At 65.9% G+C, this 24,516-nt stretch carries 19 protein-coding genes and 2 tRNA genes; all 21 read left to right on the top strand.

The features are described 5' to 3' along the window. The first annotated feature begins 143 nt into the window (after positions 1–143). Positions 144–1,178, top strand: a complete 1,035-nt coding sequence (locus BW11_RS00245) for a tyrosine recombinase XerC (RefSeq protein ID WP_140444241.1) — start codon at positions 144–146, stop codon at positions 1,176–1,178. Between the two features lie 364 nt (positions 1,179–1,542). Continuing rightward, positions 1,543–3,186, top strand: coding sequence for an ABC transporter substrate-binding protein (locus tag BW11_RS00240; RefSeq protein ID WP_140444360.1), 1,644 nt, complete (start codon positions 1,543–1,545; stop codon positions 3,184–3,186). 261 nt (positions 3,187–3,447) lie between these two features. Next, positions 3,448–4,374, top strand: a complete 927-nt coding sequence (locus BW11_RS00235) for an ABC transporter permease (RefSeq protein WP_043164276.1) — start codon at positions 3,448–3,450, stop codon at positions 4,372–4,374. A 19-nt stretch (positions 4,375–4,393) separates the two neighbouring features. After that, on the top strand, positions 4,394–5,362 hold the full coding sequence (locus tag BW11_RS00230; protein ID WP_043164274.1) for an ABC transporter permease: 969 nt from the start codon (positions 4,394–4,396) through the stop codon (positions 5,360–5,362). Positions 5,363–5,383: 21 nt separating this feature from the next. Further along, positions 5,384–7,399 carry an ABC transporter ATP-binding protein gene (locus BW11_RS00225; protein ID WP_140444240.1) on the top strand — a complete coding sequence of 672 codons (2,016 nt, stop codon included), beginning with the start codon at positions 5,384–5,386 and terminating at the stop codon, positions 7,397–7,399. Between the two features lie 75 nt (positions 7,400–7,474). Then, complete coding sequence (locus BW11_RS00220; RefSeq protein ID WP_140444239.1) at positions 7,475–8,332, top strand: exodeoxyribonuclease III; 858 nt, start codon at positions 7,475–7,477, stop codon at positions 8,330–8,332. A gap of 96 nt (positions 8,333–8,428) precedes the next feature. Then, on the top strand, positions 8,429–9,307 hold the full coding sequence (locus BW11_RS00215) for a DUF3710 domain-containing protein (protein ID WP_140444238.1): 879 nt from the start codon (positions 8,429–8,431) through the stop codon (positions 9,305–9,307). Positions 9,308–9,359: 52 nt separating this feature from the next. After that, positions 9,360–10,073 carry a DUF3159 domain-containing protein gene (locus BW11_RS00210; RefSeq protein ID WP_140444237.1) on the top strand — a complete coding sequence of 238 codons (714 nt, stop codon included), beginning with the start codon at positions 9,360–9,362 and terminating at the stop codon, positions 10,071–10,073. Positions 10,074–10,097: 24 nt separating this feature from the next. Next, positions 10,098–11,363, top strand: a complete 1,266-nt coding sequence (locus BW11_RS00205) for a class I SAM-dependent RNA methyltransferase (protein ID WP_140444236.1) — start codon at positions 10,098–10,100, stop codon at positions 11,361–11,363. Continuing rightward, positions 11,360–11,926, top strand: coding sequence for a hypothetical protein (locus BW11_RS00200; RefSeq protein WP_140444235.1), 567 nt, complete (start codon positions 11,360–11,362; stop codon positions 11,924–11,926). Before BW11_RS00205 ends, BW11_RS00200 begins: the two co-directional genes overlap by 4 nt. 14 nt (positions 11,927–11,940) lie before the next feature. Beyond that, positions 11,941–14,466, top strand: a complete 2,526-nt coding sequence (locus BW11_RS00195) for a cation-translocating P-type ATPase (protein WP_140444359.1) — start codon at positions 11,941–11,943, stop codon at positions 14,464–14,466. A 121-nt stretch (positions 14,467–14,587) separates the two neighbouring features. Further along, entirely contained in the window at positions 14,588–17,305 is a 2,718-nt protein-coding gene (gene acnA / locus BW11_RS00190; RefSeq protein ID WP_140444234.1) for an aconitate hydratase AcnA, read from the top strand. A gap of 122 nt (positions 17,306–17,427) precedes the next feature. Then, positions 17,428–18,390: a DNA polymerase III subunit delta gene (gene holA / locus BW11_RS00185; RefSeq protein ID WP_181162428.1), complete on the top strand. Its 963-nt coding sequence runs from the start codon at positions 17,428–17,430 to the stop codon at positions 18,388–18,390. 55 nt (positions 18,391–18,445) lie between these two features. Further along, a complete protein-coding gene (gene tsaE / locus BW11_RS00180) occupies positions 18,446–19,027 on the top strand; it encodes a tRNA (adenosine(37)-N6)-threonylcarbamoyltransferase complex ATPase subunit type 1 TsaE (RefSeq protein ID WP_140444230.1) in 582 nt (193 codons plus the stop codon). Between the two features lie 61 nt (positions 19,028–19,088). After that, the gene (tsaB, locus tag BW11_RS00175; RefSeq protein WP_140444229.1) at positions 19,089–19,946 is read left to right on the top strand and encodes a tRNA (adenosine(37)-N6)-threonylcarbamoyltransferase complex dimerization subunit type 1 TsaB; all 858 of its coding nucleotides are present in this window, start codon (positions 19,089–19,091) and stop codon (positions 19,944–19,946) included. Next, entirely contained in the window at positions 19,943–20,527 is a 585-nt protein-coding gene (gene rimI, locus BW11_RS00170) for a ribosomal protein S18-alanine N-acetyltransferase (RefSeq protein ID WP_373453029.1), read from the top strand. Before tsaB ends, rimI begins: the two co-directional genes overlap by 4 nt. Then, a complete protein-coding gene (gene tsaD / locus BW11_RS00165) occupies positions 20,524–21,567 on the top strand; it encodes a tRNA (adenosine(37)-N6)-threonylcarbamoyltransferase complex transferase subunit TsaD (RefSeq protein ID WP_140444228.1) in 1,044 nt (347 codons plus the stop codon). The genes rimI and tsaD overlap by 4 nt, the downstream gene beginning before the upstream one ends. A 98-nt stretch (positions 21,568–21,665) precedes the next feature. Continuing rightward, a tRNA-Asn gene (locus BW11_RS00160) sits at positions 21,666–21,738 on the top strand. 45 nt (positions 21,739–21,783) lie between these two features. Next, positions 21,784–21,856: transfer RNA gene (locus BW11_RS00155), tRNA-Asn, on the top strand. Between the two features lie 162 nt (positions 21,857–22,018). Beyond that, a complete protein-coding gene (locus BW11_RS00150) occupies positions 22,019–22,207 on the top strand; it encodes a hypothetical protein (RefSeq protein ID WP_140444227.1) in 189 nt (62 codons plus the stop codon). Positions 22,208–22,405: 198 nt separating this feature from the next. Further along, entirely contained in the window at positions 22,406–24,448 is a 2,043-nt protein-coding gene (thrS, locus tag BW11_RS00145) for a threonine--tRNA ligase (RefSeq protein ID WP_140444226.1), read from the top strand. Positions 24,449–24,516 lie beyond the last annotated feature (68 nt).

Here is a 24,516-nt window from a genome sequence, read left to right as displayed (position 1 = left end):
TTCGCCGCATGCCGTGCCATGGTGTCTTCGCCTTCCTCAGTGCCCGCTTGTTGCCCGGGTTCCCCTGTTGTCCGAACGGTTATAGTCTAACTGACCGGTATCTGACCGGACCGGTGCCGTAATCACTGCGGAAAGGGGCAAGCATGGGTGTTGATGACCGTTTTCCCGATGCCGGATCCGACGGGCACGGCCTCGAAGATCGCCTGAACGCCTACGCCACCTTCCTCAAGGCGAACAAGGGACTGAGCGCCAATACGCTCAGAGCGTATCTGACCGATGTGGGCGAGTGCCTGCATGTCCTTACCCTGCGTGGGATGAACGACCTCAGGGAGATCACGCCGGACGATCTGCGCAGCTGGATGGCCCACGAGTCGCGCACCCACGCCCGTTCCAGCATGGCGCGCAAGGTCGTCGCCGTCCGCTCGTTCTTCTCCTGGGCCTATGACCACGGCGTGACCGCGACCGACCCCGCCGCCGCTCTCGCGACGCCGAAGATCCCCGCCGTGCTGCCCACGGTGCTCACCGAGGCGCAGGCCGCGCGGATGATGGACGACGCTGACGCCGAGGCGCAGGGGCGGGATCCGACGACTCGTACGGGGGAGTCGGAAACGGTGGAGAGGGACGGTCGTCCGCCCGCCGTGCGACTGCGGGACGCCGCGATGCTTGAGACCCTGTACGCGACGGGCATCCGCGTCGCCGAACTCGTCGGCCTCGATGTGGGCGACGTCGATTTCTCCAACCGCACCATGCGCGTCACCGGCAAGGGAAATAAACAACGTGTCGTCCCCTTCGGCGCTCCAGCCGCCCGGGCGCTCATCCGCTGGATCGAGGAGGGGCGCCCGCAGGTCCTGCATGGATCCGATGACGGCGCACATATCGACGAGCCGCGTGCCGGCGATACGCGAACCGCCCTCTTCCTCGGCGTGCGCGGTGGCCGCATCAACCAGCGGACCGTCCGCGAGGTGGTCCACAGGGAGTCGCGAAGGGCGGGCGTTCCAGATATTGGACCTCATGCGTTGAGACATTCCGCGGCCACCCATCTGCTCGACGGGGGAGCGGACCTGCGTGAGGTCCAGGAGATGCTGGGCCACGCCTCCCTCAAGACCACGCAGCGCTACACCCACGTCTCCATAGAGCAACTCAAAGCCCGCTACATCCAAGCATTTCCAAGGGCTTAAAGCCCCCGCGCTTCCGGTTTGCATCAACGGATTCCATCATCCCAAGCGGCGTGATATCCGCAGGATGCGATGCCCGACCGTAGGCTTGGCCGAACGGCCTTGAGTGTGTCGGGCATCGCATATTGCGGGAGCAGACCCACCCCCGAAATCCCTCTGTTAACGCAAACACCCCAGTCTGTATTCACAGAATATCCATAATTTGGTAACGTGCTGTCTCCAGAACGCGGCACAATGGACCGCGATCAGCAAGGGGGTGGTACGCGGAGCGATCCGTGCACGACCCCCTTGCACATTACGGCGCGTTTCCGGCGCGCCAAGCGGATGCGAACCACGCATCCGCAGGATGAACAGGAGAACATCAATGATGAAGAAGAAAGCCTTCGCGATCGCCGCGGCCGTGTGCGCCGTCGCGACCCTGGTGGCCGGCTGCGGCTCCTCGAGCAACAGCAGCTCCACGTCGAGCGCCAAGAGCGGCGCGAACGTGCTCAACGTCTACGCCTCCGAGCCTCAGAACCCGCTGATCCCGGGCAACACCAACGAGACCGGCGGCGGCAAGCCGGGCGACCTGCTGTTCGCCCGCCTCGTCTCCTTCGACGCCAAGGGCAACGCCTCCAACGAGGTCGCCGAGTCCATCACGCCGAACGATGACGCCACCCAGTACACCATCAAGCTCAAGGACGGCTGGAAGTTCACCGACGGCACCGACGTGACCGCCGAGTCCTTCACCAAGGCCTGGAGCTACACCGCCAACGCGAAGAACGCCCAGAAGGGCACCTCCTTCTTCTCCACCATCAAGGGCTACTCCGATCTGCAGAACGCCGACTCCCTCAAGGGCGACGAGCAGCTCTCCGGCCTGAAGGTCGTGGACGACAAGACCTTCACCGTCGACATGTCCCAGCCGGACGCCACCTTCCCGATCAAGGTCGGCTACCTGGCGTTCGCCCCGCTGCCGGAGTCCTTCTACAAGGATCCGAAGGCCTTCGGCGAGGCCCCGGTCGGCAACGGCCCGTACAAGTTCTCCAAGTGGGATCACAACAAGGAGATCGACCTCGTCAAGAACCCCGACTACAAGGGCAATGACGTGCCGAAGAACGACGGCATCAACTTCAAGATCTACACGTCCGACACCTCCGCCTACGCCGACATCCAGTCCGGCAACCTCGACGTGATGGAGTCCGTCCCGGCCTCCGCCACCAAGACCTTCCAGAAGAACCCGAAGGTCCAGGCCTACAACAAGGCCGGCTCCGTCTCCCAGACCTTCACTATCCCGTCCAACCTCGAGCACTTCCAGACCAACACCGAGGAGGGCCAGCTGCGTCGTCAGGCCATCTCCATGGCCATCAACCGCGAGCAGCTCACCGAGAAGGTCCTCGGCGGCATCGCCACCCCGGCCGTTGACTTCACCTCCCCGCTCACCCCGGGCTACTCCGACTCCCTCAAGGGCTCCGAGAACCTCAAGTTCAACGCCACCAAGGCCAAGGAGCTGTGGGCCAAGGCCGACGCCATCTCCAAGTACGACGGCCAGCTGACCTTCTCCTACAACGCCGACGGCGGCGCCAAGCCGATCTACGACGCCATCGTCAACCAGCTCAAGAACAACCTGGGCATCGACGTCGCCACCAACCCGATGCCGACGTTCCAGGAGTTCCGTGACGCCGTCACCAACCGCCAGATCAAGGGTGCCTTCCGCACCGGCTGGCAGCCGGACTACCCGTCCCCGGAGAACTACCTGTTCCAGCTGTACGCCTCCGCCGCGGCCGACGGCAACGGCTCCAACGACGGCGACTACAAGAACGCCGACTTCGACAAGCTGATGAACGAGGCCTACGCCGCCAAGTCCACCGAGGACGCCAACAAGCTCTATCAGCAGTCCCAGGAGATCCTGCTCCAGCAGCTGCCGGCCATCCCGCTGTACTACTCCAACGCCGACGGCGTCGCCGCGACCGGTGTCAAGGGCTTCGAGATGAACTGGCAGAACCTGCCGGTCTACGAGGAGCTCTCCAAGTGAGCGTGACGCTCGCCTGACCTGATTCCCAACGGAATCGTAAAAAGGGTCGGAATCCGCAAGGGTTCCGGCCCTTTTGCTATATCCGTACCGTTCCGTTTTAAGCTCCGATTCACCTTCGTGAAACATTCGTGTCAACCCGTAGGGTAAACTTACGGGGTACTTAGCGACCGGCTGGGCGCTTTTGGCATGCCTTCCCGCACAACGGCGCGGCGAGTCAGGGCGATTCAAGAGACCGGTCCGAAAGAATTCAAGGAGAAACCGATGGGTAAATATCTTCTGCGACGCATTCTGCAGATGATCCCCGTGGTTCTCGGTGCGACCCTGTTGGTCTACGCTCTCGTCTTCGCGCTGCCGGGCGACCCGGTCAAGGCGATGTTCGGAGACAAGCCGGTCAACGAGGCGGTCGCAGCCCAGATCCGCGCCGAATACAACCTCGACAAGCCGTTCATCATCCAGTACCTGCTGTTCCTCAAGAACGCGTTCACGCTGAACTTCGGCAACACCTTCGCCGGCCAGCCGGTCATCGACGAGATCGGCCGCGCCTTCCCGGTCACCATCAAGCTCGCCCTGATGGCCTTCTGCTTCGAGGCGGTCTTCGGCGTGGTCTTCGGCATCATCTCTGGCCTCAAGAAGGGCAAGTGGTACGACTCGGTGATCCTCATCGTCTCCCTGCTGCTCATCTCCGTGCCGACCTTCGTCACCGGCTTCGCGGGCCAGTACTTCCTGGGCATCCAGTGGAGCCTCATCCCCGTGACCGCCAGCGCCGACGCCACGTTCACCGAGCTGATCTTCCCCGCGATGGTGCTGGGTTCGGTCTCGATGGCGTACATCATCCGACTGACCCGCTCCGAGATCTCCTCGAACATCGCTTTGGACTACGTGCGCACCGCGCGCGCCAAGGGCATGTCGAACGGCTCCGTGATGGTCCGTCACGTGCTGCGCAACTCCCTGATCCCCGTCGTCACGTACCTCGGCCAGGATCTCGGCGCCCTGATGGGCGGCGCGATGATCACCGAACAGATCTTCAACATCCACGGCGTCGGCTTCCTGACCTACCAGTCGATCCTCAAGGGCGAAGGCAACCTCGTGGTCTCCATCGTCACGCTGCTGCTGCTGGTCTTCGTGATCTGCAACCTGCTCGTCGACCTGCTGTACGCGGCACTCGACCCGCGCATCCGTTACGAGTGACAGGGAGGAGATTCATATCATGACCGACAACAACCAGAACCTCTCCTACGAGCCGTTGCCCGGACAGGAGCGCTACGTCGCCCCGCTTGACGAGACGCCGCTGCAGGACGTCGACAAGGTCGACGAATCCGCCCCGGCCTCGAGCATGTGGTCCGACGCGTGGCGCACGCTGCGCAAGAACCCGCTGTTCATCGTCTCCGGCATCCTCATCGTCTTCATCATCTTCATCGCGCTCTTCCCGGGCGTGTTCACGAAGATCGATCCGAAGTACTGCAATCTCGACAACTCGCTGGCCGAACCGGAGGCCGGGCATCCGTTCGGCTATGACTTCCAGGGCTGCGACGTGTTCGCCCGCACCATCTACGGCACGCGCACCTCGCTGTCCGTGGGCCTGCTGACCACGATCATCGTCGTCGTCATCGGCACGCTGATCGGCGCGGTCGCCGGCTTCTTCGGCGGCTGGGTCGATGCGGTTCTGAGCCGCATCATCGACATCTTCTACTCGATCCCGTTCCTGCTGGGCGCGATCGTGGTCCTGCAGATGTTCCGCACCTCCTCCTCCATCTGGAAGGTCGTCTTCGTCCTCGCCCTCTTCGGCTGGGTGTCCACCGCGCGTATCGCCCGCGGTTCGGTGATGGAGGCGAAGAACCTCGAGTTCAACACCGCCTCGACCGCCCTCGGCTCGACCCCGATGAGGAACCTGTTCAGACACATCATCCCCAACGCCCTGGCTCCGATCATCGTCATCGGCACCACGTCCCTCGGCTCGTTCATCGTCTCCGAGGCCACGCTGAGCTTCCTCGGCCTCGGTCTGCCGACCACGGTCGTCAGCTGGGGTGGCGACATCTCCCAGGCGCAGGTCAACCTGATGACCAACCCGATGGTGCTGTTCTATCCGTCCGTCGCCCTGGCCATCACCGTCCTGAGCTTCATCATGATGGGCGACGCCGTCAAGGACGCGCTCGACCCGAAGAGCCGTACGGCCTGAGTGTGAGGTAGGCAAAACAACATGGAAAACACGAACGACGCCAAGATCGTCGAAATGCAGAAGGCACAGGGCCCTCTGCTCGAGGTCAAGAACCTCGCGATCGACTTCACCACCGATGAGAAGAAGGCCGTGCACGCCGTACGCGACGCCTCCTTCTCCGTCTACCCCGGCCAGTGGGTGGCCATCGTGGGCGAGTCCGGCTCCGGCAAGTCCACCTCCGCCATGGCCGTGCTCGGCCTGCTGCCCGGCACCGGCCATGTGGTCGGCGGCTCCATCAAGCTCGACGGCAAGGAGCTCACGGGCCTCAAGCCCAAGGACTTCGACAAGCTGCGCGGCGACAAGATGGGCCTCGTGCCCCAGGACCCGATGAGCAACCTGAACCCGGTGTACCGCATCGGCACGCAGGTCAAGGAGGCGCTCAAGGCCAACAACATGGACGTGGCGCACGAGAAGCGCTCCGCCCTCGCCAAGGCGCTGGCCGACGAGGACTCCGCCGTCGAGCTCAAGGGCAACGAGGACGAGACCTTCATCGGCTCCGCCGAGCTGCCCGCCCTGATGGATGCGGCCAAGGCCGCCCTCACCGATGCCGGCGTCACCGGCGAGGCCGCCGAGAAGGCGATCAAGTACTTCGAGGGCGAATGGGTGCCCGGCTCCGAGACCCGCTGGCGCGTCGCCAACGACCTCATCAAGGCCGGCGTGAACGACGACAAGGCGTGGTCCATCGCCAAGGCCCACGTCACCGGCTCCACGATGGACGACCGCATCGCGGGCCTGCTGTCCGAGGCGGGCCTGCCCGACGCGGCCACCCGTGCCCGCCAGTACCCGCACGAGTTCTCCGGCGGCATGCGCCAGCGCGCGCTCATCGCCATCGGCCTGGCCTGCCGTCCCGATCTGCTCATCGCCGACGAGCCGACCTCCGCGCTCGACGTGACCGTGCAGAAGAAGATCCTCGACCACCTGCACATGCTCACCGACTCGCTCGGCACCGCCGTGCTGTTCATCACCCACGATCTGGGTCTCGCCGCCGAGCGCGCCCAGCACATCGTCGTGATGTACAAGGGCCAGGTCGTCGAATCCGGCCCGTCGCTCGAGGTGCTCCAGCACCCGCAGCACCCGTACACCAAGCGTCTGGTCGCGGCAGCCCCGTCGCTCGCCTCCCAGCGCATCATCTCCGCGCACAAGCGCGGCGAGGACACGGACGCGCTGCTCGAGCACCATGTGGTCGGCGAGGCCAAGCTCGAGAAGAGCGAGAACGTCATCACCGTCGAGCATCTGACCAAGGAGTTCAAGCTCCCGCGCACCAAGGAGATGTTCAAGGCCGTCGACGACGTGTCCTTCTCGCTCAAGCGCGGCTCCACGCTCGCGATCGTGGGCGAGTCCGGCTCCGGCAAGTCGACCGTCGCCAACATGATCCTGAAGCTTCTCGAGCCCACGGGCGGCAAGGCCCTCTACGAGGGCGAGGACATCTCGACGTTCACCGGCGCCAAGCTCCTCGAGTTCCGCCGCCACGTGCAGCCGGTCTTCCAGAACCCGTACGGTTCGCTCGACCCGATGTACTCGATCTACCGTTCGATCGAGGAGCCGTTGCGCATCCACAAGATCGGTGACGCCAAGAGCCGCACCAAGCGCGTGCGCGAGCTGCTCGACATGGTCGAGCTGCCCGAGTCCGTGATGACCCGCTACCCGAACGAGCTGTCCGGCGGCCAGCGCCAGCGCATCGCCATCGCGCGAGCCATGGCCCTGAGCCCGGACGTCATCGTGTGCGACGAGGCGGTCTCCGCCCTCGACGTGCTCGTGCAGGACCAGGTGCTGAGGCTCCTGAACGACCTGCAGGCCGAGAAGGGACTGAGCTACCTGTTCATCACGCACGATCTTGCGGTCGTCCGCCAGATCGCCGACGAGGTCGTCGTCATGCAGCACGGCAGGCTCGTCGAGCACGCCACCACCGACGAGGTGTTCAACCACCCGCAGAAGCAGTACACGCGCGATCTGCTCGACGCCATCCCCGGCGGCAAGCTCCAGCTCGGCCTCGACTGATAGGGGCTCCGAGCCTCCCTGCGAAAGCCCCCGTCCCACTGCGGACGGGGGCTTTCGCGTTGTATAGTAAGCCGCATGATCACGATCACCACTTCGAACCTGAACGGCATCCGCGCGGCCAAGCGCAAGGGTGTCGAGACATGGGCCGGTCGTAATACGCCCGACGTCTGGTGCATGCAGGAGGTGCGCGCCCCGCAGGACGAGATCGATCCGATCCTCGACTCGTTCGCCTTCGAATACGCGACCCATGGCCGCATCAACGACCCCGGCGACCTCAACCGCATGAACGAGGTGTGCCGCGTCAAGGGACGTGCCGGAGTGGGACTGCTGAGCACCCTGCCCGTCACGCAACGCCGATACGGCCTTCCCGGACTCGACGAGGACGTCGACTCGGGCCGCTGGATCGAGGCGGACGTCGTCACGCCGCAGGGGTATACGATCACCGTCGCGAGCGTGTACGTGCACGCCGGCAACGCCGACGATCCGGTGAAGATGGCGCAGAAGTACCGGTTCCTCGACGCGATGCTCATACGCATGGGCGAACTGCGTGACGAGGCGGCGCGCGGCGGGCATCAGGCCGTGCTGTGCGGCGACTTCAACATCGCGCACACGCCGCTCGACATCAAGAACGCCAAGGCCAACGAGAAGCACGCCGGATTCCTGCCCGCCGAACGCGCCTACGTGGACAGGTGGCTGGGGGAGCTGGAGTTCGTCGACGTGATGCGCGACCTCGCCGGCGACATCCAAGGCCCGTACACGTGGTGGAGCCAGCGCGGACGCGCCTTCGACAACAACGTCGGCTGGCGTATCGACTACCAGTTCGCCACCCCGGAGCTCGCCGAGAGCGCACGGGGATTCGTCATCGACAAGGCACCCACCTACGATCTGCGCTGGTCCGACCATGCGCCCCTCACCGTCACCTACGACGTGTGAAGCCGGCGTGAAGCGGGCGTCCAGCCAGTTCCAAGCCGAGGTGCTAGGCTTGGCAGGGTTGCAATCGTCAGACACGACACTGTGAAATGAGGAACCATGGGACTGTTCGGATTCGGCAAGAAGAAGGATAAGGCGGAGAAGAAGGCCGCCGAGACCGAGGACGAGGACGCCAAGGCCGCTGCCGCCGCCAACGCCGCCGCCAAGGCCGACAGCGAAACCGCCGAAAAGACCGCCGCAGAGGCGCTGCCCGAGGCCAATGAGGAGTACGTGGGACGCGGCGAGGACCGCGGCCCGTGGGACGTCAACGACGAGGACGTGCCCGACTACGACGACTATCTCGACCTCGGCGCCTACTACCTGCCGTTCATGCAGAACATCGAGCTGAGAATCAAGGCCAACCGCGCCACGCGCGCCATCCTCGGCTCCACCATCACCTACCAGCACTCCAGCCTCGAGATCGAGGCGTACGCCGCGCCGAAGACGCTCGGCCTGTGGGAGGACTGGAGGAGCGACTTCCTCGAGGCCAACAAGAACGCCTCCGCCGACAAGGGCGTGTTCGGCACCGAGATCAAGCTGCCGGTCGAGGTCAAGGCCGGCAGGACCGTCATCACCCGCATCGTCGGCGTCGACGGCCCGCGCTGGATGCTGCGTGGCATCTTCTCCGGCGTGGCCGCCACCGACCCGGATGCCGAGGAGACCAAGGCCTTGAACGAGTTCTTCTCCAAGATCGTCGTCGAACGCGGCGAGGAGCCGCTCGCCCCGCGCGACCTCATCCCGATGCACCCGCCGGTCAGCCCGGCCGAGCGCAAGGCCGCCAAGGAGGCCGCCGAGAACGCCGACGGCGCCGAGGCGCAGAACGGCAAGGATCATCTCAAGGACGTCCCCACCCGTCCGAACGGACCGCTGAGCCAGGACCAGCAGACGGAGGTCAAGACCACGCTCTCGCGCGGCCCCATGTTCTCCGAAGTCCGCTGAAGCCGCCTTCCGAATCCACCCAAGGTCACGCAAGGAAGGAATCGTCACGGATTTGGCCGCACCGAACGCTGAACAGAAGAAACGCACCGGACTGGGCGCCCTCGCCTCGGCCGGTGCGGATGAGGACTTCTCCGTCATCGACGCGATCGGCGGGCCGCGCGGCGTCGTCGAATCGATGCTGCCGGGCGTGTTGTTCGTCGTCATGTTCGTGGCGACGAACAACCTCAACCTGACCGTCGCCGTCTCCGCGGCGCTGGCCGTGATCCAGGTCATCGTCCGTCTCATCCAACGCCAGTCGGTGATGGGTGCGCTGAGCGGTCTCATCGCCGTAGGCATCTGCCTGATCTGGGCGTGGAAAAGCCATGAGGCCCGCAACTACTACATGTTCGGGTTCCTCACCAACACCGGGTACGCGGCGCTGCTCGCCATCTCACTGGTGGTCCGCGTGCCCGGTCTCGGCCTCGTCATCGAATTCATCCGACAGTTGCCCACCGAACGATTCGGAGCATGGTTCCATGACTGGATGAACGACAAGCCGCTCAAGCGCGCGTACATGATCATCACCGCGCTGTGGATGGGCCTGTTTCTGGCGCGTTTGGCGGTGCAGGTGCCGTTGTATCTGACCGATCATGTGGCGGCGCTGGGCGTGGCGCGTCTGATCATGGGCATCCCGTTCTGGGCGCTCGCCATCTGGGTGAGCTATCTCATCATCGCCACCCCTCTGCACCGCCACAAGGCCGCCGCCAAGGTCAAAGCCGATAACTGAAGTCACAACCCGTAAAAGGAATCCATGGAAGCTGAAGTCCGCATCGAACGATACGCCGATCAGGGCCGTTGCGTGGCCCACATCGACGGCCGCGTCGTCTTCGTCCGCTTCGCCCTGCCCGGCGAACTCGTACGCATCGTGCTCGACGAGCCGCACGACCGGGACGAACGGTTCTGGACCGCGGAGGTCGTCGAGGTCATCGAGGCGAGCGAGGACCGCGTCAGCCCCGCATGGCCGCTCGCCGGACCACTCGCCATGGGTGGCGGCGTCGGCGGAGCGGATCTCGTCCACGTCTCCCTGCCCGGGCAGCTTCGATGGAAGGCCGTGACCGTCAGCGAGCAGATGAGCCGCCTCGGCCATGTCGACGTCACCGTGCCGATCGAACGCATGGACGGCGACGAGGCGCTCGGCGGACTGCACTGGCGAACCCGTATCGAGATGATCGCCGACGACGAGGGACGTCCGTCGATGCGCCGCCGTGGATCCCACACGCGCGTGCCCATCGACACGATGCCGCTCGCCACGAACGGTCTGCTCGACGTGGCGGCCGCCACCGGCGTGTGGGACGGCGGATTCACGCCCGGCGCGCAGATCCGCCTGTCCGTGCCCGAACCGCGCACCGACGCGCCGCGCGGCGACAACTACGCCGTTCTCGTCGACGGCGATCTCACCCACGGCAATCCGACCCTCACCGAACAGGTCACCGTCGCCGGCATCACCTTCACGTACGAGGTCGACGCCAACGGCTTCTGGCAGATCCACCGCCAGGCGCCCGTAGGACTGGCGAACCACGTCATCGACCTGACCCGCGGCGAGCTCGATGGCGCGGACTGCGCCGTCATCTGGGACCTCTACTCCGGCTCCGGCCTATTCACCTTGCCACTGGCGACGCTCACCACCGACCGCACGCGCGTGTTCAGCGTCGAAGGCGGACGCATCGCCGTCAAGAGCCAGCAGCGAAACCTGCGCGCACTGGGCCTCAACGACGTGGACGCCCGCTGCGGCGACGTCGCGAGGACCCTTGCGCACGTGCCCGCGAACTTCGCCCACCCCGACGTGGTCGTCCTCGACCCGCCGCGCGCCGGCGCGCACGCCAAGGTCTGCCGGCAGATCGCCGAGGCCGGCCCGCGATCCGTCATCTACATCGCCTGCGACCCGACCAGCCTCGCGCGCGACACCGGCACGCTGACCTCGCTCGGCTACACGCTCGCCGACATCCGCGCCTACGACATCTACCCGATGACCCACCACGTCGAGACCGTGGCCCTGTTCCGCAAGGACGAGGCGTGATCGCGCGGCGTCTTGCCGGACTTGTGGCCTGCGCCGCGGCGTGCCTCGCACTGACCGCCTGCACGCCGGCCGGCAAGGCCGTCGGCGACACGCAGACCAAGCAACCCGAGGTCGCGCACGTCGGCATCCAACGCAACGAGGCGAGGATCGCGCTCGTCGGATCGCCGACGGCCGCCGCGGACAGGCCGGTCCTCGACGCGATGGGCGACGTCGACATCCAGACCGTCTACGTCTCCTCGAAGGATGCCAAGGATCCCGATGCCGTGATGCGTCAGGGCGTGCGCGACATGGTCGACCGCGTCGTCAACCTCATCGTGATCTCCGACCTCGATGTCTCGGTCGATCCTTCCGGCTGGGATGACGCGCTGCGCGCCGCACGCGAGGCCGGCATCCCGGTCGCCTTGCTCAATCCGAAGCGCGCCCCCGACGACGCCACGCTCTACGCGGCCGCCTTCGTGCTCAACGACCGGGCCGCCGACGCCGTGAGAATCGACGACGCGATGATGACGGTGCTCAACGACGAGCCGCACGAGCGTCAGATCGTCGTCACAACGATAAGGTAAGCAGCATGAGTGAAATGCCGAAGATCGATGAGACCGGGCTGAGCGCCGACGAGGTGGCGCAGCGGGTGGCGGCGGGGGCCGTCAACCGGGTCAAGGATTCGACGTCGCGGTCGGTCAAGGACATCGTGCGAGCCAACGTGTTCACGCTGTTCAACGGGATCATCCTCGCCGCTATGGTCATGGTCCTCGCCACAGGATCGTGGAAGGACGCGGTCTTCGGCTTCGTGATCATCATCAACACGGGCATCGGCATCGTCACCGAGCTGAAGGCGAAGCGCACGCTCGACAGGCTCTCCATCCTCGTCGCCTCCGACTATCTCGTGCGCCGTGACGGGCGGGACGTCGAGATCGCGCACGACGGGATCGTCATGGACGATCTTGTGTGGATCCGCTCCGGCGAGCAGGTGCCCGCCGACGCCGAGATCGTCTCCAGCTGGGGGCTGGAGGTCGACGAGTCGATGCTGACCGGCGAATCGCGCACCGTGCGCAAGAAGCCGGGCGACGACGTGTATTCCGGGTCCACGGCCGTGTCGGGACTGGCGCTCGTGAAGGTCACCGCCGTGGGGGAGCACTCCTATGCGGCGACGCTCACCGCGAAGGCCAAGGTGTACCGCAAGACCGTGTCCGACCTCAACAAGGGCATCAACACGATCCTCAAGTTCATGACGTTCCTCGTGGTGCCCCTGTGCGTGCTGCTCATCCTCTCGCAGCTGCGTGCCGTCGGCGGATGGTCCGAGGCGCTTGCGACCGGCCAGTGGCGTCAGGCGGTGGTCTCCGCTGTCGCCGGCGTCGTCGGCATGATCCCCGAGGGACTCGTGCTGCTCACCTCGCTCAACTTCGCGGTCGCCGCGATGCGGCTCGCACGCCACGAGACCCTCGTCCAGGAACTCGAATCGGTGGAGACGCTGGCTCGCGTCGACTGCCTGAACCTCGACAAGACCGGTACGATCACCGACGGCGGCATCGCCTTCGAGAAAATCGTCATGCTGGGTGGTGCGAACGGGAACGGGAACGAGTCCGGAAACGACACCGAACGCGAGGCCGCGCAGGCGCTGTACGACCTCGCGAACGAGGAGCAGCCCAACGGCACCGGTCGGGCCGTGCTCGCCGGGCTGGGGGAGCGCGGGTACGGGCCCGGCGAGGTCGCCCGTCGCGTGCCGTTCTCGTCGGCGCGCAAGTGGAGCGCCATCGTGCGCGCCGGTGCCGGGAACGACAGCGGCATCACCGCCGGACATGAGGCGCAGACCTGGTACATGGGCGCGCCCGAGGTGGTCCTCGCCGGCCTCGACGACGAAGGTGCGGCCCACGCCGCGATCCTCGAACAGGTCAACACGTACGCCGGCCAGGGCAGCCGCGTGCTGCTCATCGCCCGCGCGCACGAAACCGGCGTGAACGCCGAGACCGCACGGTCCGACGCCGACGAACCCACGCTTGACCCGCACGCCGAGCCGGTCGCGCTCGTCCTGTGCTCCGAACGCATCCGCCCGGATGCCGAGAGGACCCTCGCATGGTTCCGCGAACAGGGCGTGCGCTGCCGCATCATCTCCGGAGACAACCCCGTCACCGTCGGAGCCATCGCCCGCAGGGTGCGGCTGACCGGGGATCGGGAGCCGGTGACGGTGGACGCGCGCGAACTGCCCGACGATCCGGCCGAACTCGGCCGCCTCATCGAGGACATCGACGTGATCGGCCGCGTGCTGCCCGACCAGAAGAAGCTCATCGTCGACGCGCTTCACGAGCGCGACTACACGGTCGCGATGACCGGCGACGGCGTCAACGACGCGCTCGCCATCAAGCAGGCCGATCTCGGCATCGCGATGGGCAACGCGGCGCCCGCCACCAAGGCCGTCGCGCAGGTCGTGCTCGTCGACTCGAAGTTCAGCCATCTGCCCGACGTGGTCGCCCGCGGCCGGCAGGTCATGGCCAACATGGAACGCGTCGCCGGACTCTTCCTCGTCAAGACCGTCTACTCGGCGCTGATCTCCCTCGGCGTGGTCCTCACGCAGATCCCGTACCCGTATCTGCCCCGGCACATCACCTACATCGGCGCGCTCACGATCGGCGTGCCCGCGTTCATCCTCGCCCTCGCGCCGAACACGAGGAAGTACATCCCCGGATTCCTCGGCCGCGTCGTGCGCTTCGCGCTGCCGGGCGGCATCGCCACCGGCCTGTCCGTGCTCATCGCCGCATGGACGCTGCCCGCGATCATGGGCTGGGACGTGACCGACGCCGCCGACCTCGCACGTCTGCGCGCCACCGAGGCGATCATCCTGTTCGTCATGGGCGTGTTCGTGCTCGCCCGCGTTGCCCGGCCGCTCACCGGCTGGCGCGGCCTCATGGTCCTCGTCTTCGCCGCGGCCGGCGTGATCGGCATGCTCATCCCGTTCGTCGCACGGTTCTTCGCCCTCATCATCCCCACCGGATCCACGCTCGTCGCCACGCTGATCGCCCTGATCGGATCCGCGTTCATCTTCGCGATCTGCCTGTTCGCCGTGCCGGCGGCCACCCACGCGATCCTCGAACGCCGGCTCCACCGCTAGGGCGAAGCGCGAATTGTCTCACCTTTCAAGCCGACACGCCAGAGGAAAAGTAACGTACCCGTACCATTCGAAGTGGATAATCAACGGCAAACAGCAGCCGACCAATGATTTCGGAGGAAGTATGTCCGTACGTGACGACCAGCTGTCGACCCTACAGGTCGGCGGCAAGGACTTCGACTATTACAACATCGCCGATCTGAAGGGGATCGACCACCTGCCCTACTCGCTCAAGGTGCTGGTGGAGAACCTCGTGCGCAACATCGACGGCGCCAACATCACCGACGAGCACGTGCGCGCACTGCTTGACTGGGATCCGAACGCCCAGCCCAGCCACGAGATCCAGTTCACCCCCTCGCGAGTCGTCATGCAGGACTTCACCGGCGTGCCGTGCATCGTCGACCTCGCCACCATGCGCGACGCGGTCAAGGACCTCGGCGGCGACCCCGAGGTCATCAACCCGCAGGTCCAGTCCGACATGGTCATCGACCACTCCGTGCAGATCGACAAGTACGCGCTCGCCGACGCCGTCGAGCAGAACATGGACATCGAATACCAGCGCAACGGCGAACGCTACCAGTTCCTGCGCTGGGGTCAGCAGGCGTTCCGCAACTTCCGCGTCGTGCCGCCGGGGACCGGCATCATCCACCAGGTCAACATCGAATACCTCGCCAAGGTCATCATGACCAAGTCGGCCGAGGCCTCCGGACTCAACGACGGCCGCGAGCTCGCCTACCTCGACTCCTGCGTCGGCACCGACTCGCACACCACCACCGAAAACGGCCTCGGCGTGCTCGGCTGGGGCGTCGGCGGCATCGAGGCCGAGGCCGCCATGCTCGGCCAGCCGATCTCCATGCTCGTGCCGCGCGTCGTCGGCTTCAAGCTCACCGGATCCATCCCCGAGGGCGTCACCGCCACCGACGTGGTCCTGACCATCACCGACATGCTGCGCCAGCACGGCGTGGTCGGCAAGTTCGTCGAGTTCTACGGCGAGGGCATCGCCTCCGTGCCGCTCGCCAACCGCGCCACCATCGGCAACATGAGCCCCGAGTTCGGCTCCACCTGCGGCATCTTCCCGATCGACGACGTGACCCTCGACTACCTGCGCCTGACCGGCCGCTCCGAGAGCCAAGTCGCGCTCGTCGAGGCCTACGCCAAGGCCAACAAGCTGTGGGGCGACGCCAAGGACCCGAACTACGTCGAACCCGAATACTCCGAGTACATGGAGCTCGACTTGGGCGACGTCGTGCCGTCCATCGCCGGCCCGAAGCGTCCGCAGGACCGCATCAAGCTGTCCGAATCGAAGCAGGTGTTCGAGGACACGCTGCCCGCCTACGAGACCGACAGGACCGTCAAGGAGTCCGTGCCCGTCTCCACGTCCTTCCGCGGCGACTTCGACCTCGACAACGGTGACGTGGCCATCGCCTCCATCACCTCGTGCACCAACACGTCCAACCCGTCCGTGATGATCGCCGCCGGCCTCATCGCCCGCAACGCGCACGCCAAGGGCTTCGCCCCGAAGCCCTGGGTCAAGACCTCGCTCGCCCCGGGCTCGCAGGTCGTCGCCGACTACCTCAAGGCCGCGGGCCTGCAGGACGACCTCGACGCGCTCGGCTACCAGCTCGTCGGCTTCGGCTGCGCCACCTGCATCGGCAACTCCGGCCCGCTGCTGCCCGAGATCTCTCAGGCCATCAACGCCAACGACCTGACCGTCACCGCCGTGCTGAGCGGCAACCGCAACTTCGAAGGCCGCATCAGCCCCGACGTCAAGATGAACTACCTCGCCTCGCCGCCGCTCGTCATCGCGTACGCGCTCGCCGGCACGATGGACTTCGACTTCGAGTCCCAGCCGCTCGGCCAGGACAAGGACGGCAACGACGTGTACCTCAAGGACATCTGGCCGACCAACGAGGAGGTCGCCGCCGTGGTCAACGGCACCGTCAGCCGCGAGATGTTCCTCAAGGACTACGCCTCCGTGTTCGAGGGCGACCGCCGCTGGAAGGGCCTCGACGTGCCCGAGGGCGAACTGTTCGCATGGGATCCGAAGTCCACGTACGTGCGCCGTCAGACGTTCTTCGACGGCATGAAGTCCACGCCGGATCCGGTCCAGGACATCCACGGCGCCCGCGTGCTCGCCCTGCTCGGCGACTCCGTGACCACCGATCACATCTCTCCGGCCGGCGCGTTCAAGGCGTCCAGCCCCGCCGGCAAGTACCTGACCGAGCGTGGCGTCGAACCGCGCAACTTCAACTCCTACGGTTCGCGTCGAGGCAACCACGAGATCATGGTGCGCGGCACGTTCGGCAACATCCGCCTGCGCAACCAGCTGCTCGCCTCCGTGGGCGAGGAGGTCACGCCCGGCGGCTTCACCTACGACTTCACCACCGGCAAGCCGTCGACGATCTTCGACGCCTCCCTGAACTACAAGGCCGCGGGCACGCCGCTCGTGGTCCTCGCCGGCAAGGAGTACGGCACCGGCTCCTCGCGCGACTGGGCCGCCAAGGGCACGCTGATGCTCGGCGTGAAGGCCGTCATCACCGAGAGCTTCGAGCGCATCCACCGCTCCAACCTGATCGGCATGGGCGTGCTCCCGCTGCAGTTCCCCGAAGGCGAGTCGTACACGTCGCTCGGCCTCGACGGCACCGAGACCTACGACATCGCCGGCATCGACGAGCTCAACACGGGCGTCACCCCGAAGACGGTGCACGTCACCGCCACGCACAAGGACGGTTCGACCACCGAGTTCGACGCGGTCGTGCGCATCGACACCCCCGGTGAGGCCGACTACTACCGCAATGGCGGCATCCTGCAGTACGTGCTGAGGAACCTCATGCGCAAGTGATTGCCGCATTCGTCGCGCAAGTCATGACGGGCCGTGGCCGATCGGAGCATTCCGCTGCGATCGGCCACGGCCCGTCCCGTCTTCCGCGCCCGTTGTCCAACGGGTGTGGGGTGATGGAGATCATGGCAACAAAGGCAGGAGACGCGCTCGTGCGTGTGGTGTTCGGCGGAGACGCCTACCTCAACGCGCGTACCGCACGCGAACTATGCGATGAGGCGCTCAAGACCCGACCGGATGCGGATCTCATCGAGATCGACGCGGCATCGGCCGACCGATACGCCTTCGACGAGGCGGTGAGCCCCTCGCTGCTGGCCGACACCGCGGTCGTGCGGGTGGACAATCTGCAATCCGCCGACGAAAGGCTCGGCGAGGCGATCCTCGCCTACCTCAAGGAGTCGGCGGACGACCCGAACGCGAGCCGCGTCATCTGCCGTCACGAGGGCGGACAGAAGGGCAAGCGTCTGATCGACCAGCTGGTGCGGGCCGGAGCGGTGAAGGACGAGGTGCCCGACCTCAAGAAGCCGGAGGCGAAGCTCAACTTCGTCATGTCCCGCTTCGAACGGCTCGGCCGCCGCGTCGAACCGCTCGCCGCCCAGCAGCTCGTGGACGTGCTCGGCGATCGCACCGGGGAACTCGATGCGATGTGCGGACAGCTGTGCTTCGACTTCGACGACGATCCGATCGGATTGGACCGCGTCAACCAGTATCTGACCGACAACCCGCAGGTCACCGGATTCGCCGTCGCCGACGCGGCGCTGGCCGGCCGCACCGCCGACGCGATCGTCATGATGCGTTCGGCCGTCGAACAGGGCACGGCCCCGATCGCGCTGATCGGCGCGCTTGCGGCGAAGCTGCGCACCGTGGCCAAGGCGTCGGCCGTCAAGACCGGTGCGATCTCCGCGGCCGAGGCCGGCATGCCTGGCTGGATGCTGCAGAAGGTCCGTCTGGGCGGATGGACGTCGCAGGGACTGGCCACCTGCATACGGATGCTCGCATGGGCCGACGAGCAGAGCAAGACCAGCGGCGGCGATCCGATGTACGCGCTCGAGCGCAGCATCGAGACGATCGCGACGAAGGGACGATAGAACGATCGATGGGACGGCTGATAGAACGGCCGATAGGACGATGGAGGAGGACGAAATGATCAACGGGAACGGAACCATCCGCATCGAAGTGCCCACCGGCGAGGATATGCAGCAATTGGGCCGCCGCATCGCCGGGCGGGTCCGCGGCGGTGACGTGCTGCTCCTGTCCGGACCGCTGGGCGCCGGCAAGACGACGCTCGCACAGGGATTCGGCGAGGGGCTCGGTATCGGCGAGCCGATCGTCTCGCCCACGTTCACCATCGCCCGCGAACTCGACGGACGATTCGCCGATGGCGGCCCCGCCCATCTGGTGCACGTCGACGCCTACCGTCTCGGCGGCGCCGACTACGCGCCCGGCCAGGCGGCCGTCGACCGGCTCCTCGACGAGCTCGAATCGCTGGGACTCGACGAGGAGCTGGAGGACACCGACGACGACACCGTCATCCTCATGGAATGGGGCGAGCAGATGGTCGCGGCGCTCGCGCCCGAACGGTTGGAGATCCACATCGCCCGTCCGCTGGCCGATGCCGACGGCGGGACGGCCGCCTACGGGCCGGACGGCGAACTCACCGGCGACGGCACGCGTATCGTCACGCTCGTGCCTGTCGGCCCCCGCTGGGCTGACTTCACGCTGTGACGCGCGCGACGCGGCCGGGTGTACACTCGCTAGAGGCTTTTTCCGATCGTAGGGAGGTTTCATGGGCTGCACACTGGTGATCGACACGTCATACGGTTCGACCGTGGGCGTCGTGGGGCATGAGCCGATCATCGAAACCGATTCGCGCACCCATGTCGAACGGCTCCAGCCCAACATCGCCCGTGCGGTCGGCGAGGCGGGACTGAGCCCCGCCGACATCGACACCGTCATCGTGGGCACCGGTCCCGCACCGTTCACCGGACTGCGCGCCGGCATCGTCGCCGCCAAGGCCATCGCGTTCGCCACCGGCGCCACGCTCATCGGGCAGAACATCCTCGACGTGCAGGGCGAGATGATGGCGGCCGAATCCGCGCAATCCGCGCAACCTGTGCAATCCGCACAGGAGCGGGATCGTCACGTCACCCTGTGCGTCAACGACGCGCGACGCAAGCAACTGTACTTCTGCCTCAACCACGGATCCATCAGTCTGCCCGACCCCCAGGCGGCGGACAGGCGCTGGATCGCCATGGACATCGACTACCCCGAACGCATCGTCGAACGCGTCAACGCGGCCGTGACCGAGCATGCCGAACGCGACGGCATCGACTACGTCGTCGACGTGGCAGGACACGGCGCCGCCAAATACGCCGCCGCATGGCAGGGGATCGAGCGCCTCGGGGACGTGACCGACCGGTCCGTGCTGGACCTCGGCGCCAGAGGACTCGACATATTCGCCGCGACCGCATCGGGCCGCACCGCGCGCGGCGACGCGCAGCCGCCCGTCGAACCGCTCTACCTGCGCCGACCCGACGCCGAGATCCCCGCGCCGTTGAAGCACGTGCTCGGCCATGAGGGCGCCACGCGCGCGGACGGGATCAAGTCCGGATCCAAGACCAAGGAGGAAGGTCCGCAGGCATGACGCAGCCGATGCAATCGACGCAGGCCGGACTGTCCGGACTGCGCATCACGCCGATCGACGAACTCGACCGCGACGTCGTCGTCGGGGCCGTCGCGCGACTCGAACGCGAACTGTTCGGCCGCGGCGCATGGAGCGAGAACATGGTGCGCGAGGAACTGGACGCCCCCGCCCGCACCTACTACGTCTGCGTGGACGACACCTCCGCCATCGTCGGATACGCGGGCTTCTGGTACGACGGCGACGACGCGGAGCTCATGACCATCGGCGTCTCGAGCGCATACCAGCGTCGAGGCATCGCCGCGAAGCTGCTGGCCACGCTCATCGACGAGGCGCGAGAACAGGGCGCCGCACGCATGCTGCTCGAAGTGCGCATCGACAACGACCCCGCACTCGCGCTCTACGAACGATTCGGCTTCACGCGCATGGGACTGCGCAAACGCTACTACCAGCCCGGCAACATCGACGCGTACACCATGGCTCTGGACCTCGCCCCGCGAGTGATCGGATTCGCGGGCTCCGGAACGGTCGACGGCAGGGAGCAGGGCAAGGAACACAAGGAACGGGAGGAAGACAAACGATGAGCGAACCCATCGTGCTCGGCATCGAATCGACCTGCGACGAAACGGCGGTCGCCATCGTTCGGGGACGCACGCTGCTGTCCAACGTGGTCGCCTCCTCGATGGAGGAACACGCGCGATACGGCGGCGTCATCCCCGAGATCGCCTCGCGCGCGCACGCCGAGGCGTTCGTGCCATGCGTATCCAAGGCGCTCGCCGACGCCGGCCTGGAACTGTCCGATGTGGATGCGATCGCCGTATCCGCCGGCCCCGGTCTCGCCGGATGTCTCGCCGTGGGCGTCTCCGGCGCGAAGGCTCTCGCATGGTCCGCGAACAAGCCGATCTACGGCATCAACCACGTGATCGGGCACATCGCGGTCACGCAGCTGCAGTTCGGCCCGTTCCCCGACGACACGCTCGCCCTGATCGTCTCCGGCGGCCACACGTCGCTGCTCCACGTCGAGGACGTGGCGCGCCGCATCGACGTGGTCGGCACGACGCTCGACGACGCGGCGGGGGAGTGCTTCGACAAGGTCGCCCGCCTGCTGGGCTTCCCCTACCCGGGAGGTCCGCATATCGACCGTCACGCCCAGCAGGGCGATCCGCACGCCATCAAGGTGCCGCAGGGCCTGACCCATGGGCAGGCCGGCGCAAGGCACCCCTACGACTTCAGCTTCTCCGGCGTCAAGACCGCCGTGGCCCGCTGGGTGGAGGGGGAGCAGGCCGCAGGCCGCGAGATCCCCGTCGACGACGTGTGCGCCTCGCTCGCCGATTCGGTGGCCACGGTGCTGGCGAGGAAGGCGATGCGCGGCTGTCGCCAATACGATTCGAAGACGCTGATCGTCGGCGGCGGATTCTCCGCGAACTCGCAGCTGCGTGCGAAGCTGCTGGAATTCGGACGCAGCAACGGCATCGAGGTGCGCATCCCCGAGCTGAAGCTGTGCACCGACAATGGTGCGATGGTCGCCATGCTCGGCGTGAACCTCGTCGAGGCGGATGTCAGGCCCAGCGCCCCCGATTTCCCCATCGACTCCGCAATGCCCCTGACCAGGATCTCGATGTAGGTGCATTCGGTGTAGACACGCCGAATTTGACGTTTCCACTGGCCTCACGGTAAAGTACACGTCTTGTGCGAACGGGAGAGATCCTGTGAGCAAGCCATTCCTGCGTAGCTCAGTTGGCAGAGCATCCGACTGTTAATCGGACGGTCGCTGGTTCAAGCCCAGCCGCAGGAGCTCCTTCGGTCGAGTCGAGAGACTCGGGTGGAGAAAACTGAATATTCCTGCGTAGCTCAGTTGGCAGAGCATCCGACTGTTAATCGGACGGTCGCTGGTTCAAGCCCAGCCGCAGGAGCCCAACAAGCCGTCGGCGCATCGCCGGCGGCTTTTCTGTGTGTGTTCGGATGCATCGGAGCCTTTGCCGCAACCTCTCCGCGTGTTCCGGACGGCGCGTCGCGCGAGTCGACGCTAGCATCACAGGTAACGAACAAGAGATTACGGCAAGGAGGCCGGGATCATGGACGTCAGAATCATGAGGATAGAGCGTGGCGTGTTCTCCGTGCTCCACGACGGAGCGGGAGCGGGCACGGTGCGCAAGCAGCGTTTCGGACTGAGGCGCATGTGGCTGGCCGATGGGGCCAACGGCGCGCAGGGCGTGTTCCCCTCGAAGAAGGTCGCAGCGCAATGGCTGGTGCAGCGCGCCTGAGCCGGCGATGAACCCAATGAACCGATGATGAACCGGCCTCGAATGGGCCGTGAACCATGCATGGCCGGTTTCGTCAATCCGTTCGATACTCGAACGCGGCTTGCGTATGTCGCCGATCGTGCCTATCGTGTCCACTGTTGATCACACAGTCCAGGCCTGCCCATTAGTAACGCGGGCCCCGATAGCAAAGGACACATCATGGCGCAAAGCTCCATCTCCATCACAGTCAACGGCGAGGCGAAGGAGGTGGAAGCTACCACCACCGGCGTCGAGCTCTTCGCGGACGACAAGGACATCATCGCGGTGCGCCTGAACGGCGAACTGCGCGACCTGTACACCCCGCTCGCTGACGGCGACACGGTCGAATCCGTCACGCTCGACTCCGAGGACGGCCTCGGCATCATGCGTCACTCCGCGACGCACGTCATGGCCCAGGCCGTGCAGGAACTGTTCCCGAACGCCAAGCTCGGCGTCGGCCCGATCATCAAGGACGGCTTCTACTACGACTTCCAGGTCGACCAGCCCTTCACGCCGGACGATCTGAAGAACATCGAGAAGCACATGCAGCGCATCATCAAGTCCTCCCAGTCGTTCCGCCGCCGCGTGACGACCGAGGAGGAGGCGCTCGCGGAGGAGGCCGATCAGCCGTTCAAGATCGAGCTCATCAAGGACAAGGAGGCGCATCTCGACCCCTCCACGGCCACCGAGATCTCCGGCAAGGAACTGAGCTTCTACGACAACGTCGACCGTGACGGCAACGTCGTGTGGAAGGACCTGTGCCGCGGACCGCACCTGCCGAACACCCGCTTCATCAAGGCGTTCAAGATCGAGCGCTCCGCCGCCGCCTACTGGCGTGGCAACGAGAAGAACCCGACCATGCAGCGCATCTACGGCACCGCATGGGCCACCAAGGAGGATCTCAAGGCCTACCAGACGCGTCTTGAGGAGGCCGCCAAGCGCGACCACCGCAAGCTCGGCGCCGAGATGGACCTGTTCTCCTTCCCGGAGGAGATCGGACCGGGTCTGGCCGTCTTCCACCCGAAGGGCGCGGCCGTCATCAACGCGATGGAGGACTACTCCCGCGAGATGCACCGCAAGTACCACTACAGCTTCGTGCAGACCCCGCACATCACCAAGGGCGGCCTGTACGAGACCTCCGGCCACCTGCACTGGTACAAGGACTCCATGTACCCGGCGATGCGCCTTGACGAGGAGCGCGACGCCGACGGCAACATCACCAAGCAGGGCTTCGACTACTACCTCAAGCCGATGAACTGCCCGATGCACAACCTCATCTTCAAGTCCCGCCAGCGCTCCTACAAGGAGCTGCCGCTGCGCCTGTTCGAGTTCGGCACCGTGTACCGCTACGAGAAGTCCGGCGAGGTCCATGGTCTGACCCGCGTGCGCGGCCTTACTCAGGACGACTCCCACATCTACTGCACCCGAGAGCAGATGAAGGGCGAGCTGACCAACCTGCTGACCTTCGTCCTGAAGGTCCTCAAGGACTTCGGCCTGAGCGACTTCTACCTCGAGCTGTCCACCAAGGACGAGCACAAGTACGTCGGCAGCGACGAGATCTGGGAGGAGGCGACCAACACGCTCGCCGAGGTCGCCAAGGACTCCGGTCTGACCCTCGTGGCCGATCCGGGCGGCGCCGCGTTCTACGGCCCGAAGATCTCCGTGCAGGCCCGTGACGCGATCGGCCGCACTTGGCAGGTGTCGACCATCCAGCTCGACTTCAACCTGCCCGAGCGCTTCCAGCTCGAGTACATCGCGGCCGACGGCACCCACCAGCGTCCGGTGATGATCCACCGCGCGCTGTTCGGTTCCATCGAGCGCTTCTTCGCCGTGCTGCTCGAGCACTACGCCGGCGCGTTCCCGGCGTGGCTCGCCCCGGTGCAGGTGCTTGGCGTGCCGGTCGCGGACGAGTTCGCCCCGCACCTCGCCGGCTTCGTCAAGAGCCTCGAGGACGAGATGGTCCGCTGCGAGATCGACTACTCCGACGACCGCTTCGGCAAGAAGATCCGCAACGCCTCCAAGTCCAAGGCGCCGTTCATCCTCATCGTCGGCGAGGAGGACATGAACAACAACGCGGTGAGCTTCCGCTTCCGCGACGGCAGCCAGCTCAACGGCGTGCCGGTCGACGAGGCGCGCGCGAAGATCCTCGAGGTCATCAAGAAGCGCGTTCAGGTCAACTCGGCCGACGACTTCAAGGCTGCGACCGAGGATACCGAGGAGTGAGACACTCCGAGCGGTTCTGATACGAGCCGCGGGGCGGTTTCCGACCGGCTTCGTCCGATCGACGACAT

The sequence above is a fragment of the Bifidobacterium sp. UTCIF-38 genome, assembly GCF_006454495.1.
GTDB classification, from domain to species: Bacteria; Actinomycetota; Actinomycetes; order Actinomycetales; family Bifidobacteriaceae; genus Bifidobacterium; species Bifidobacterium callitrichos.
Note: the sequence above shows the minus strand (reverse complement) of the source record. Positions and strands in the feature narration are given on the sequence as shown.

Bases quoted from the DNA above. Each gene is read 5' to 3' on its own strand.
- BW11_RS00215 (WP_140444238.1), top strand. From the start codon at position 8,429: ATGGGACTGTTCGGATTCGGCAAGAAGAAGGATAAGGCGGAGAAGAAG.
- BW11_RS00240 (WP_140444360.1), top strand. From the start codon at position 1,543: ATGAAGAAGAAAGCCTTCGCGATCGCCGCGGCCGTGTGCGCCGTCGCG.
- tsaD (WP_140444228.1), top strand. From the start codon at position 20,524: ATGAGCGAACCCATCGTGCTCGGCATCGAATCGACCTGCGACGAAACG.
- BW11_RS00150 (WP_140444227.1), top strand. From the start codon at position 22,019: ATGGACGTCAGAATCATGAGGATAGAGCGTGGCGTGTTCTCCGTGCTC.
- tsaB (WP_140444229.1), top strand. From the start codon at position 19,089: ATGGGCTGCACACTGGTGATCGACACGTCATACGGTTCGACCGTGGGC.
- BW11_RS00245 (WP_140444241.1), top strand. From the start codon at position 144: ATGGGTGTTGATGACCGTTTTCCCGATGCCGGATCCGACGGGCACGGC.
- BW11_RS00220 (WP_140444239.1), top strand. From the start codon at position 7,475: ATGATCACGATCACCACTTCGAACCTGAACGGCATCCGCGCGGCCAAG.
- holA (WP_181162428.1), top strand. From the start codon at position 17,428: ATGGCAACAAAGGCAGGAGACGCGCTCGTGCGTGTGGTGTTCGGCGGA.
- rimI (WP_373453029.1), top strand. From the start codon at position 19,943: ATGACGCAGCCGATGCAATCGACGCAGGCCGGACTGTCCGGACTGCGC.
- BW11_RS00230 (WP_043164274.1), top strand. From the start codon at position 4,394: ATGACCGACAACAACCAGAACCTCTCCTACGAGCCGTTGCCCGGACAG.
- thrS (WP_140444226.1), top strand. From the start codon at position 22,406: ATGGCGCAAAGCTCCATCTCCATCACAGTCAACGGCGAGGCGAAGGAG.
- BW11_RS00195 (WP_140444359.1), top strand. From the start codon at position 11,941: ATGCCGAAGATCGATGAGACCGGGCTGAGCGCCGACGAGGTGGCGCAG.
- BW11_RS00235 (WP_043164276.1), top strand. From the start codon at position 3,448: ATGGGTAAATATCTTCTGCGACGCATTCTGCAGATGATCCCCGTGGTT.
- tsaE (WP_140444230.1), top strand. From the start codon at position 18,446: ATGATCAACGGGAACGGAACCATCCGCATCGAAGTGCCCACCGGCGAG.
- acnA (WP_140444234.1), top strand. From the start codon at position 14,588: ATGTCCGTACGTGACGACCAGCTGTCGACCCTACAGGTCGGCGGCAAG.
- BW11_RS00205 (WP_140444236.1), top strand. From the start codon at position 10,098: ATGGAAGCTGAAGTCCGCATCGAACGATACGCCGATCAGGGCCGTTGC.
- BW11_RS00225 (WP_140444240.1), top strand. From the start codon at position 5,384: ATGGAAAACACGAACGACGCCAAGATCGTCGAAATGCAGAAGGCACAG.